General features: G+C 72.0%; 10 protein-coding genes. 1 reads left to right on the top strand and 9 read right to left on the bottom strand.

Annotated elements, in window-relative coordinates; all coding sequences use genetic code 11:
* Nucleotides 1-126: 126 nt before the first annotated feature.
* Nucleotides 127-1,335 carry an MFS transporter gene (locus CCN35_RS10560; protein ID WP_086792383.1) on the bottom strand — a complete coding sequence of 403 codons (1,209 nt, stop codon included), beginning with the start codon at nt 1,333-1,335 and terminating at the stop codon, nt 127-129.
* 92 nt (nt 1,336-1,427) lie between these two features.
* Nucleotides 1,428-1,880: a carboxymuconolactone decarboxylase family protein gene (locus tag CCN35_RS10555; protein ID WP_236561006.1), complete on the bottom strand. Its 453-nt coding sequence runs from the start codon at nt 1,878-1,880 to the stop codon at nt 1,428-1,430.
* A gap of 46 nt (nt 1,881-1,926) precedes the next feature.
* Here CCN35_RS10555 and pdxR point away from each other — a divergent pair, with 46 nt between their 5' ends.
* Entirely contained in the window at nt 1,927-3,429 is a 1,503-nt protein-coding gene (gene pdxR, locus CCN35_RS10550; protein ID WP_086792381.1) for a MocR-like pyridoxine biosynthesis transcription factor PdxR, read from the top strand.
* Between the two features lie 145 nt (nt 3,430-3,574).
* Here the strand turns inward: pdxR and CCN35_RS10545 are convergent, their stop codons facing one another.
* The 7 genes from CCN35_RS10545 to CCN35_RS10515 all read right to left on the bottom strand — a co-directional run bounded on the left by CCN35_RS10545 (nt 3,575) and on the right by CCN35_RS10515 (nt 12,370).
* Nucleotides 3,575-5,140 carry an FAD-dependent monooxygenase gene (locus CCN35_RS10545; protein WP_067398384.1) on the bottom strand — a complete coding sequence of 522 codons (1,566 nt, stop codon included), beginning with the start codon at nt 5,138-5,140 and terminating at the stop codon, nt 3,575-3,577.
* Between the two features lie 35 nt (nt 5,141-5,175).
* Nucleotides 5,176-6,753 carry a class I adenylate-forming enzyme family protein gene (locus CCN35_RS10540; RefSeq protein WP_067398387.1) on the bottom strand — a complete coding sequence of 526 codons (1,578 nt, stop codon included), beginning with the start codon at nt 6,751-6,753 and terminating at the stop codon, nt 5,176-5,178.
* A gap of 58 nt (nt 6,754-6,811) precedes the next feature.
* Complete coding sequence (locus CCN35_RS10535; RefSeq protein ID WP_086792379.1) at nt 6,812-8,806, bottom strand: anthranilate synthase family protein; 1,995 nt, start codon at nt 8,804-8,806, stop codon at nt 6,812-6,814.
* Complete coding sequence (locus CCN35_RS10530) at nt 8,803-9,426, bottom strand: isochorismatase family protein (RefSeq protein ID WP_067398389.1); 624 nt, start codon at nt 9,424-9,426, stop codon at nt 8,803-8,805. Before CCN35_RS10530 ends, CCN35_RS10535 begins: the two co-directional genes overlap by 4 nt.
* 53 nt (nt 9,427-9,479) lie before the next feature.
* Nucleotides 9,480-10,250: a 2,3-dihydro-2,3-dihydroxybenzoate dehydrogenase gene (locus tag CCN35_RS10525; RefSeq protein WP_067398391.1), complete on the bottom strand. Its 771-nt coding sequence runs from the start codon at nt 10,248-10,250 to the stop codon at nt 9,480-9,482.
* 79 nt (nt 10,251-10,329) lie between these two features.
* Nucleotides 10,330-11,511: a 3-deoxy-7-phosphoheptulonate synthase gene (locus tag CCN35_RS10520; RefSeq protein ID WP_067398394.1), complete on the bottom strand. Its 1,182-nt coding sequence runs from the start codon at nt 11,509-11,511 to the stop codon at nt 10,330-10,332.
* A 229-nt stretch (nt 11,512-11,740) separates the two neighbouring features.
* Nucleotides 11,741-12,370 carry an NAD(P)H-dependent oxidoreductase gene (locus CCN35_RS10515; protein WP_067398396.1) on the bottom strand — a complete coding sequence of 210 codons (630 nt, stop codon included), beginning with the start codon at nt 12,368-12,370 and terminating at the stop codon, nt 11,741-11,743.
* Nucleotides 12,371-12,438: the final 68 nt, after the last annotated feature.

Raw genomic sequence — 12,438 nt, 5'->3', positions numbered from 1 at the left:
TTCGAGGCCACCCGCCCCCCGAGCGGGGGACTTGTTCACGGGGGGCGGGTGGCCTCGAAGGCGCCGGCGGTCGTCCGCCGACTCACTCGGTGGAGGATCACCGGTGAAGGATCACCCGGTGGAGGATCACTCGGTGGTGGAGGAGGCGGCTGCGGTGCGGCGGGCTCCGCCCACCACCAGCAGCGTCAGGACGGCGAGGAGGGCGCCGATCCACAGCACGCTCGAGGTCGCGATGCCGTCGACGGCGAAGCCGCCGAAGAGCGCGCCGAGCGCGATGGACAGGTTGAAGGTGGAGACGTACAGCGAGGAGGCGGCCTCGGTGGTGTCCGGTGCGGCGTCGAGGATCCAGGTCTGGAAGGTGACGGGCACCGCGCCGTAGCCCAGGCCCCACAGGATCATGAGGGCGCCCGCGGTGACGACGTTCGTGTCGACGAGTGCGAGCACCACCATGGCCGTGGTGAGGACCAGGGAGATGCCCGCGACGGTCTGCCGCAGCCGCTTGGCGACGAGCGCCCCGGCGATGAAGTTGCCGCAGATGCCGGCGACTCCGAACGTCAGCAGCAGTGCGCCGATCAGGTTGTCGTCGATGCCGTCCTCCTGGAGGATCGGCCGGACGAACGTGTAGGCCAGGAAGTGGCCGGTGATGACCAGGAAGGTGATGGCGATCCCGGCCCGCACTCCCGCGTTGCCCTTGAAGACCTGCGGCAGCTCCGCGAAGGTGATGGTCTGCTGGGCCGGCACCTTCGGCATCAGGAAGAGCATGCAGGCCAGGGAGGTCAGTCCGAGGATGCCCACGGCGGCGAACGCCGTGCGCCAGCCACTGAGGTCGCCGATGAACGTCCCGGTGGGGACGCCCAGGACGGACGCGGTCTCCACACCGCCGAAGATGACGGCGGTGGCCCGGGGCACGTGCTTCTCCGGCACCAGGCGCAGCGCGATGCCACCGGCTATGGACCAGAAGCCGCCGACGCTGATGCCGATCAGGAAGCGGGCGACCAGGACGATGGCGAAGCTGGTGGCGAAGGCGGAGGCCAGGTTGGCCGCGCCCACCAGTCCGATCAGGACCGCCAGCACGATCCGGCGGTCGATGCGGCCGGTGGCCACGGTGACCAGGGGCGCCGAGACGGCGGCGACCAGGCCGGGAACGGTCACCATCAGTCCCGCGGTGCCCTCGGAGACGTCCAGGGCGGTGCCGACCGGGGTGAGCAGGCCCACGGGCAGCAGCTCGGAGGTCATCAGGGAGAAGATGCCCAGGGTCACCGCCAGAACGGCGAGCCAGCCCTTGACGGGCGAGCGGCCGGCGGGAGCGGACACCGGTGTGTCAACGGTGGTCACGGCTTCATCAGCCCTTCGGCAGGAATACGGTCATGGCATGCCGCGGGCGGTGGCCTCGGTGGGTCGGCCACCGCCCGCGGGGAAACGGTCGGTCACTCGGTACCGGGCGTCTTGCGCGTGGTGACGTTCATGCGGTTCCACACGTTGACCGTGAAGATCAACGCGATGAGCTGGGCGAGCTCCTTCTCGTCGAAGTGCTTCGCGGCCTCGTTGTAGACCTCGTCCGACACTCCCTGGGGCAGGAGGGTGACGGCCTCGGTCAGCGCCAGGGCGGCCCGCTCCTTCTCGGTGTAGAGGCTCGACTCCTCCCAGGCGGAGAGCTGGTAGATGCGCTCCTCCGTCTCCCCGGCCTTGCGGGCGTCGGAGGTGTGGTAGTCGATGCAGTACGCGCAGTGGTTGATCTGGGAGGCGCGGATCTGCACCAGCTCCAGCAGGACGGGGTCGAGCCCCTCGCGGGCGGCGGCGTCGAGAGCGAGGACCGCCTTGAACACCTTGGGGGCGACGGCGGAGAAGTTCATGCGCTGGGGTACCTGAAACGCTGTCATGCCTTGACCCTAAGCGCGAAAGCGGCCCACGCTATGGTGCATTCTCATGGCAAAAACATGGGCCAATCATCCGCAGTCCTCGTCCTTAGAAGCCCCGTCCCCGAACTCCTCCGAAGCCGGGCCGGAGCAGGCCACGGGAGCCGACCTCCACCTGGAGCTCTCCGGTGAGGGAAGCCTGCGAAGCCAGCTCATGCACGCCCTCCGGGAGGCCATCCGGTCCGGCCGGCTCGCCCCGGGCACCCAGCTTCCCCCCTACCGCAGCCTCGCCCAGGACCTGGGCATCGCCCGCAACACCGTCGCCGGCGCCTATGCCGAACTCGTCGAGGAGGGCTGGCTCTCGGCCCGCCAGGGCTCCGGCACCCGGGTCGCCCGGCGGGCCGAGCCGCTCTGTCCGGACCAGGCGCGTCCCCCGCAGCGCCGGACCCGCCGCCGGGTGCTGTACGACCTGATGCCCAGCTCCCCCGACGCGGCCGCCTTCCCGCGCACCGCCTGGCTCACCTCCGTCCGCAGGGCCGTCGCCGCCGCGCCCAACGACGCCTTCGGCGTGGGCGATCCACGCGGCAGGGTGGAACTGCGGGAAGCGCTCGCGGAGTACCTGGCGCGGGCGCGGGGGGTGCGCACCGAACCCGACCGGATCGTGATCTGCTCCGGCTTCGCGCACGGGCTGCGGCTGCTGGGCAGAGTGCTGCGCGGCACGGTCGCGGTGGAGTCGTACGGACTGGACTTCCACCGCGACATCCTCGCGGAGATCGGTCTGCGCACCGTCCCGCTGACGGTCGACTCGCACGGGGCCCGGATCGACGAACTGCCCGCCACCGGCGCCGAGACCGTGCTGCTCACGCCCGCGCACCAGTTCCCGACCGGCGGTCCCCTGCACCCGGAGCGCCGGGCGGCGGTCATCGACTGGGCCCGCTCCACCGGCGGGGTGCTGGTGGAGGACGACTACGACGGCGAGTTCCGCTACGACCGGCAGCCGGTCGGCGCGGTGCAGGGCCTCGACCCCGACCGGGTCGTCCACATCGGCTCGACCAGCAAGAGCCTGTCCCCGGCGCTGCGGCTGGGCTGGATGGTGCTGCCCGGCTGGCTGGTCGACGACATCATCGCCGCCAAGGGTCCCCGGGAGATGTGGGCGGGCGTCGTCGACCAGCTCACCCTCGCCGACTTCATCGCCCGCGGCGCCTACGACCGGCATCTGCGCCGTATGCGGCAGCACTACCGGCGCCGCCGCGACCTGCTGGCGAGCGTGCTCGCCGAACGCGCCCCGCACATCAGGGTCAGCGGCATCTCGGCGGGGCTGCACGCCGTTCTCGAACTGCCGCCGGGCACCGAGGAGATGGCCCTGCGCGCGGCCCGGCGGCAGGGACTGGCCCTCGACGGGCTGCGTCCCTACCGCCATCCCGACAGCACGATGCCGCCGCGCGACGGCCTGGTCATCGGCTACGGCACACCTCCGGACCATGTCTTCACGGCTGCCCTGGACGCCCTGTGCCTGGCGCTGCCCGATCCGCCGGAGGACGAGCCGGTGACTCCCGTCCTCCGAAGGAGGTGACGGCGGACGGCCCCGCTCCCGCCCGCGGGGCGTCGTACGGGGGGAACGGGGCCGCCGCGCCGAAGCCGGCACGGCGTGGTCCGGTGACCGGTCGCCGGCGCCGGCCGGCTCGTCGGGGAGTACCGGGAGAAGGGGAGATACGGTCTCAGCGGACCCCCGGAACGAGCCCGAAGCCGAGTTCGGCCTCCAGCCGGTCCAGGTCCGCGGCGTGGCCGTGGGCCGCGATGTGGCCGTCCGGCCGGATCAGGTAGTAGCCGGGACGGCCGCAGAGCCCGTGCCCGGTGGCCACGCCCGACGCCGGTCTGAGGACCCGCAGCCGCGGCCACCGGGCGGCGATGTGCCCCACCTCGGCCGTCCACCGGGCGTCCCCGGCGGGAGGCCGCAGCAGCAGCGTCCACACCGTCGGATCCGCGTCCGGGCCCGCCAGGCCGAGCGCCAGGGCCGCCGTGCGGGGGAACACCGCGCCGGGCGCCGGCGCCCCCGGGATCCGGCCGCGTATGCGGCAGAACCGGCTGGAGGGCTGCTGGGTCCTCCGCTCGGGGGCGTAGGCCAGCCGCCGTCCGGCCATGACCGGTGCGTACAGCCGGGCCGCGGCACCGGAACGGTCCAGGAACGCGAACGTCCTGTCGCGGACGGCCACGCGTCCCGGTGTGCGCGCGGTCAGGGCACGGGTGTGCAGATCGGTGTCCCGGACGATGCGGCGCGTGGCCTCGGCGCGCTCCGTGTGGTAGGTGTCCAGCAGGGAGGCCGGGGAGTGCCCCTGCAGGACGGCGGCCAGTTTCCAGGCGATGTTCTGGGCGTCCTGCAGGCCGTTGTTCATGCCCTGCCCGCCCGCCGGGCTGTGCACATGGGCGGCGTCCCCGGCCAGGAAGACCCGGCCGCGCCGGAAGTCGGTGGCCCGTCGTGCGTGCACCCGGAAGACGGTCTCCCAGACCGGTTCGGTGATCCGCACGCCGCGCGGTCCGCGCGTGTCGATGATCTCCTGCATGACCTCGCGGGACATGGTGCCCCCCTCGGGCATCACCGACAGGAAGCGGAACACCCCCTGGGGCTGGGGCACGACCACCAGGGTTCCGCTGGTGGTCTGGTAGTAGGCGATCTCGTCCGGGGGCAGATGGCCGTCTATGCGCGTGTCGATGAGCGCGAACGCCATCTCGTACGTGGTGCCCTCGAAGCCGATGCCCAGCTGCCCGCGGACCGTGCTGCCGGCGCCGTCGGCGCCGATGACGAAGGGCACGGCGGCCCGCTCCACCGTCCCGTCCTCGTGCTCGAGGACGGCGGTGACCGTGCCCCCGGGTTCGATCCTGCCGGAGTGGTCCACCTCCTCCAGGCACAGCAGCCGCACCCCGCGTTCGATCTTCCCGCCCAGCAGGTGCAGCCGCCCGGTCAGGATCCGTTCCGTCTCGTACTGCGGCAGCTGACGGGCCGCCAGGTCCTCCGTGAAGGTGAGGGACGCGACCGCCCTGCGGTCCGAGAAGTAGCGGAAGGCGTGGATGGGGACCGACGCGCGCCGCACCTCGTCCCCCACGCCCAGGTCCGTCAGGATGTCCCGCACCCGCGGCCACAGCGACAGCGCCTTGGGCACTCCCGCGGGCTCCGTCGCGCGGTCGACGATCCGGACGCGGACCCCGCGGCGCAGCAGCTCGCACGCGGCGAGCAGCCCCGTGGGACCCGCTCCGACGATCAGCACATCGGCGTCGCCGGCCTTCATCGGGATGTCCTCCTCCCTGTCGCCGGGATGCGCGGTCAGGACGCCCGGCCCACGGCGCGGCGCCGCAGGCGTGCCGCGAGCTCGATCCGCTGCACCTTCATCGTGGCGGTGCGCGGCAGCTCCGTGAGCTTCATCTGGACGGGCTCCGCCAGCTGCGGCCACTCGGTGGTCGCCGCCTTCCAGCGCTCCCGGTCCAGCGGCAGGTCGTCACGGGTGCACAGCACCGGCACGGGCTCCTCGTCCGGCCCGGGGACGACGACCAGCTCGGTCAGCTCCTCCAGGCGGCTGAGAACGGTGTCCTCGATCTCCAGGGTGGAGTGGATGCCCGGGATGGTGTCCACCTCGCGGTCCAGCAGGTGCAGGCAGCCCTCCTCGGTGCGGTAGCCGAGGTCCATGCCGCGCCACCAGCCGCCGTGCACCTGGGCGTCGTAGCGCTCGCGCTCGCCGAAGTACCCCAGCGCCCGGCCCGCGGCCTGCACGTCGATGTATCCGGGGTTGTCCCGGGTCACCTCCTTGCCGTTGCGGCTCACCAGCTTGAACTTGGTGTCGCCCGGGAAGGCGTACCCCTGGCAGCGGCCGTCGGCGCTGAGCGCCGTCTCGCGGGTGAAGGCGCGGCCGACCAGCGGGCCGGTCTCGCTCTGCCCGTAGATCTGGTAGAAGATCGGCGAGCTGCGCTCGGTGGCGTGCAGCAGCTTGTGCATGGTGCTCGGGTGGATGGCGTCGAACGTGGTGCTGAAGTACTTCACGTTGGCCAGCGGCTTGAGCGGGTGGTCGACCAGGGCCTCCCACTCCATGAAGGAGTTGGGGTGGGACTCGATGAAGCCCGGCCGGGTCTCGGCCCACAGCCGGGCCGCCTTCTCGGGGGTCGCGTCGTTCATGACGACCATGCGGTTGCCCCGGGGAAGCAGCACGGCCAGCGCCAGCGGCATCCGCGAGTGCACGTAGGACACGTGCAGCGCCACGGTCTCCCGTTCGCGGATCATGTCGAAGAGCTTGGCCTGCGGGCGGTAGCGGCCGTGCAGCGTCCGGGCCGAGTGGACCACCAGCTTGGGCAGGCCCGTGGTGCCGGAGGTGTGCGTCATGAGCGCGGGCAGGTCCGGGTGCGGGACGACCGGCTCCTGACGGGGGGCGCCGGCGAGGTCCGCCAGCGACACGGTGCCGGGGCGCGACCCGGCGACAATGATCACTTCGCTGGTGATCTCGTCCAGCGGGACATCGGCGAACGGACCGTCCAGTTTGGCCGTGTCCGTGATGAGGTACGGGCGGCCCAGCCTCCGCAGCAGTGCGACGACGCTTTCCGCGTCCAGTGCGGGGGAAAGCTGCACCGGGACCGCGCCGATCCGGGAAACGGCGCAGGAGAGAATGTTGATGTCGAATCCGTTGGATTTGTGAATGGCGACGTGTTCGCTGCGGCCTATGCCCGCCGCGTGCAAACGGGCCGCCATGTCGTCGATGTGCTCCGCGAGCTGGGCGAAGGTCATGCGCCGCCCGGCCTCCGGGAGCAGGTCCAGATCGTGGTCGAGAATGATGAGCTGGTCGCCGTGTTCGGCCGCGGCCCGTTCGGCCACGAGGCCCATGTAGAGTCCCTTGCGACTGGCCTGGACAGGAAGCATAGGTGTAGCCTCTCAGGTCGTTTCCCGAAACAGCCGTCGATGTACCCGAAAGCAGTGTTCAGGAAGTCCGGACGGGAAAAGAAGAGCGTTTCTGCGTATCCGTCACATCGCCGCCGAAGACTTCTTTTCCGTCAGGTTCCGCCGGATTGCCGTCGTGCAGAAAACCGGTCAGCAGCGAGCCGATGATGCGAATCCCGTCCAGGGTGAGAACCGATTCCGGGTGGAACTGGACGGATGCGAAGTGCGGGCCGCGCAGTGCGTGCACCTCCCCGGTCTCCGGGTCGCGGCTCACCTCGACCACTCCGGTGCCCGCGCACTCCTGCTTGTCGTCGGTGCTGCGGGCGGCGAAGGTGTTGTAGAAGCCGACGCGTTCGGTGGAGCCGAACAGGTCGATCTCCCGCTGGGTGCCCTGGTTGGGAACCGTCCGGCGCACGAGCGGGAAGCCCAGCTCCTGCGACAGCACCTGGTGGCTGAGGCAGACGGCGAGGAAGGGCCGCCGCTCGTCGAGCAGCCGGCGGATCGCGTCGCGCAGATGGGCGATCTTGGGGTGTGCGGTGTCGCGCGGGTCGCCCGGGCCCGGGCCCATGACGACCAGGTCGTGCCCGTCGAAGGAGTACGCCTCGTCGAAGCGGCGCACCGTCACGTCCAGGCCCATCGACCGCAGTTGGTGCCCGAGCATCGCGGTGAAGGTGTCCTCGGCGTCCACGACCAGCACCCGCCGCCCGGACAGCGCGAGATCGGGCCGGGGCCGCTGCGACTCGTCGGCCAGCCAGAACTCGGCGATCCGGTCGTTGCGGCGGGCCAGTGCCGACCGTACGTCGGGGTGGTCCGCGAACCGTCTTGTCCCGCCCCCGCGCAGGGCGTCGATCAGTCCCGAGGCCTTCGCCCGGGTCTCGGCGACCTCCGACGCCGGGTCGGAGTGCCGCACCAGGGTGGCGCCGACGCCGATCCGCACCCGGCCGCCGGCGTCGATGTCGGCGGTGCGGATGAGGATGGCCGAGTCCAGCTCCCGGGCGCCGTGCGCATCCCGTCCGACGAGCGCGACGACGCCGCTGTAGTAGCCGCGTCCTTCGGGTTCGTAGCGGCTGATGACCCGTGCCGCGCTCTCCAGCGGGCTGCCGGTGACGGTCGGGGCGAACATGGTCTCGCGCAGGATCTCCCGGGGGTCGCGCGTGGTGCGGCCCTCGATGAAGTACTCGGTGTGCGCCAGGCGCGCCATCTCCTTCAGGTACGGGCCGGTGACCCGCCCGCCGCCGTCGCAGATCCGCGCCATCATCTTGAGTTCCTCGTCGACGACCATGTAGAGCTCGTCGGTCTCCTTGCGGTCCGCGAGGAAGGCCAGCACCTCCGGCAGGGTCGGGCCCGAGCCGGGGTAGCGGTAGGTGCCGCTGATGGGGTTCATCACGGCCCTGCCCCCGCGGACGCTGATGTGCCGCTCCGGGGTGGCGCCGACGAAGGTGCGGTCGCCGGTGTGGACGACGAAGGTCCAGTACCCGCCCGACTCCTGTTCCAGCAGCCGCCGGAAGAGGGTGAGGGCGGCGCGGGGGGTGTAGTCGGCGATCTCGGCGATGTACGACCGCTTGACGACGAAGTTGGCGCCCACCCCCTGGCCGATCTCGTCGGCGACGACACGGCGCACCACGTCCGCGTACGCCTCGTCGTCCACGTCGAACCGGCCGCCGCTCAGCCGGATCGGCCGGTCGTCGATCCGTGCCGTCGCCTCGGCCAGCGGCACGGTGTCCTGGGCGGTGACCGTGAGCGCGATCAGCGGGGAGCCGTCGTCGGGGACGGCGAAGCCCCGCTCGGCGATCTGCCGGTAGGGCATGACGACCAGGGTGTCGTGCCGGCCCGGGGGTCCGGGCGGGGCACCGGCGGCCTCGGGCAGCGGCACGTCGGCGAGGGTCGCCGGCTCGGACACCTCGCCGACCAGGACGTCCAGCACACCGGGGTCGGCGGCCTCGGGCCGGTGCAGCACGGCGAAGGGTCCCGGGCGGGGGGAGAGGATCCTCGCGAGCAGATCGGGGGCCTGCGGCGCCTTTGCGGAGTCGGTCATGCGAAGGTCTCCTTGGCGGTGGTGAGCACGGCGCAGCGCCGTGCGGCGTACCTCAGAGCCATCCAGTGGTCGTCGCGGGAGAAGTCGGCGACGGCGTCGGCGACCAGGAAGGTCTCGATGTCGTGGCTGAAGGACTCGATGGCCGAGGCCAGGACGCCGATGTGCGCGTACACGCCGCAGACGACGAGCTGGTCCCGCCCGTGGGCGCGCATGCGGGAGAGCAGGTCGGTGCGGAAGAAGGCGCTGTAACGCCACTTGGTGAGCATCCAGTCGCCCGGCCGCGGGGCGATCTGCTCGACGATCGCCCGGTCGGCGGGGGCGGCCCTCATGCCCGGCCCCCAGAAGTCCTTCAGCAGACCGCGCTGCGTGTCCGTCATGTCGCCGGGCTGGGCCGTGTAGGCCACCGGGACGCCCAGCCGCGCGCACCGCTCCCGCAGCAGCGTGACGTGGTCCACCAGGGTGGTGCGCAGCATCGTGGGCAGGGGGCTGAGGAAGTAGCGCTGCATGTCGTGGACGAGCAGCACGGCACGCGCCGGGTCGACGGCCCACGGGGCGGTGCTGACGGGCAGTTCGCCGGCCGTGGGCATCGGGTAGGGCTCGATGGTCGGGATACCGGCCATGGCGTCCTCTCGTTGCTCTGGTGTGGTCCTGGCGTGGTCGGGTGGTGCCGCGGTCAGGTGCCCAGGGATGCGCCGCCGTCGACGGTGAGGCTGTGCAGCGTGATGTGGGACGCCTGGCTGGAGAGCAGGAAGGCGACGGCGTCGGCGATGTCGGCGGGCTGGGCGATCCTCCCCAGGGGGATGCCGACCTTGAACTTCTCCGGCAGGCCCTCGATCGTCCTGCGCGGGCCCGACGCGTCGTGCCACAGGGAGCTGAGCATGGGCGTGTCCGTGGAGCCCGGGGCGACGACGTTGCAGCGGATGCCGTACCGGGCGACCTCCAGGCCGAGGCTCTTGGTGAACATCGTCGCCGCGGCCTTGGAGGCGGCGTAGGCCGCCATCTCCATGCGCGGTGTCCCGGCCGCGTTGGACGCGACGGTGACGACGCTGCCGCGTCTGCGCTGCTTCATGCGCCGCACCACGGCGCGGGACATGCGGAAGACGCCGGTGGCGTTGACCGCGAACGTGGCGTTCCAGTCGTCGTCGCTGAGCCCGACGGCCTCGCCGAGCCGCAGTACGCCCGCGGCGTTGACCAGGTGCTCCACGGGCCCCAGGAGCCGTTCGACCTTCTCCACCGTGCGCTCCACGTCGTCGCTGTCGGTGACGTCCGCGGGGCAGGCGGCGACCTCCAGTCCCTCCGCGGTGAGCTTGCCGACCACCTGGTCGAGCAGTTCCGCGTCGCGGTCGACGGCGGCGACGACGGCCCCGCGCTCGGCCAGGGTCTGCACCACGGCGCTGCCGATGCCTCCGGCCGCTCCGGTGACCAGGGCGATGGTGTTCTCCATGTCTTCCCGAGCCTCCCTCCATACAGTGCGGACAGTGCTGTGCGACCGGTTCCGCCGCTGCGGGCACCGGGATGCGGGACTACGGCTGCCGGCCCCAGGCCGTGACGACGGAGATGGCCTGCCCCGGGTTGAGCCGCGGGTCGCAGAAGGTGGTGTAGACCGATCCGACGCACTCGACGGCGGAGGGGTCCGAGACGCACTCGGTGACGTCGTCGGGCGTGGTCTCCAGGTGGAGTCCGCCGGCGATCCCTCCCGCGGAGGTCACCGCGTGGTGGAAGGCCATGACCTCGCGCTCGACGGTCTCCACGAAGCGGGTCTTGAGGCCGCCGTGGACCTTGACGGTGTTGCCGTGCATGGGGTCGGTCAGCCAGATCACGGGGTGGCCCGCCTTGCGGACCGCCGTCACCAGGGGCGGCAGCACGTCGGCGACGGCGTCGGCGCCCATGCGGGCGATCAGGGTGAGCCGGCCCGGCTCGCGGTGCGGGTCGAGCCGCTCGCACAGGGCGAGCAGTTCGTCGACCGTGATGCCCGGCCCCACCTTGCTGGCGACCGGGTTGGTGACCTCGGCGAGCAGCGCGACATGCGCGCCGTCGGCCATCCGGGTGCGTTCCCCGACCCACGGCCAGTGCGTGGACGACAGCAGCAGCCGGCCGGTCTCGTCGCGGCGCAGCATGGGCACCTCGTAGTCGAGGAGCAGCGCCTCGTGGCTCGTCCACACCAGCGGGTCGATGCCCGGGTGGGTGGGTCCGCCGGGCTGCCAGCCCAGGTGGCCCATCACGTCGCGGGCGGCCATGTACCCGGTGAGCAGCCGCAGCGGGTCCGGGCGCCGGCTGTCCGGGTCCGGTTCGGGGCTGTTGACCATGTGGCCGCGGTAGCTGGGCAGTTCGACGCCGTCGACCACCTCGGTCGGCTGCGAGCGGGGCTTGGCGTACTGGCCGGCGATCCGGCCCACCCGCAGCACCGGCTTGCGGGTGATCAGCCGCAGGGCTCCGGCCAGCAGGTCCAGGACGGCGGCCTTGCGGGCGACGTGCTCGGCGGTGCACTCGGCCGGGTCCTCGGCGCAGTCGCCCGCCTGGATCACATGTGCCTCGCCCGCGGCCACCCGGGCCAGCAGCGTCTTGAGCCGGCGCACGTCGTCACCGGTCACCAGCGGGCTGCGGACGGACAGTTCCTTCCTGGCCAGCTGCACCTGCGAGGAATCCTGCCAGTCCGGCTGATGCAGCGCGGATTTCAGCCGGATGTCGAGCAGGGCGTTCTCCATGGGTTCCTCCGGGAGGATGAGCACGGCCGGCCCCGAAGGGGGTGCCGTGCGAAGGGTTGGGGGCCTGGAACGGGGCCTGAGCGCTGCCCGCCGGCTCCCGGGAGGAGGGGACGGGCGCGGAGGGAACGGCGAGGCGGGGCCGTGCGACGACGCACACGGCGGCCCGGGCCGGGCCGGTGTCGCACGGCCCGGGCCGCCCGCCCGTCGCGCCGGCCCCGCACGCGTCGGCTCAGGCGGACTGCAGCCCCCGGCGGAGCGCCGTGGCGATCTCCACGGTGCGGCGGGCCTGGTACTCGATGGCCGCGAGGTTGTCCTCGTCGACGTTGCCGGCCTCGTTGCGCGAGACACTGCTCACGCCGTACGGGTTGCCGTTGGTGGGGGCCAGCTGGATCGGGTCGGCCACACCGGGCGGCACGATGATCGCGCCCCAGTGGTAGAAGGCGTTGTTGAGCGCCAGGATCGTGCTCTCCTGGCCGCCGTGCAGCGTCGCGGTGGAGGTGAAGGACGACATCACCTTGTTGACCAGGCCGCGCCGCGAGTGCAGCGGAAGGGTCAGGTCGATGAACTGCTTGAGCGACGCGGCGGGCAGTCCGTAGCGCCCGGGGGTGCCCCAGAGCACCGCGTCGGCCCACTCCAGGTCCTCCAGAGTGGCCTCGGGGATGTCCTTGACGGACTCCAGGTGCTCCGCCCACGCCTTGTTCCAGCTGTCGTTGCCGGGGACGACGCTCTCGGACGTCAGCTCGGCAGTCCTGCGCAGCCGCACCTCCGCACCCGCCTTCTCGGCCGCTGCGGCGGCCGCGACGGCCAGCTTGTGCACGTTTCCCTGGGACGAGTAGTAGATGACGGCGACGTTGGTCATGTCCGGCGGCTCCTCAACACGTGAGCAATCGGCTGGGATGGCCCGATCCTGTCGGCGGCCCGGGCCGC

The organism is Streptomyces thermovulgaris (assembly GCF_002155915.1).
GTDB classification, from domain to species: domain Bacteria; phylum Actinomycetota; class Actinomycetes; order Streptomycetales; family Streptomycetaceae; genus Streptomyces; species Streptomyces thermovulgaris.
The sequence above is the reverse complement of the archived record's forward strand: the minus strand, read 5'-3'. Positions and strand labels throughout refer to the sequence as shown.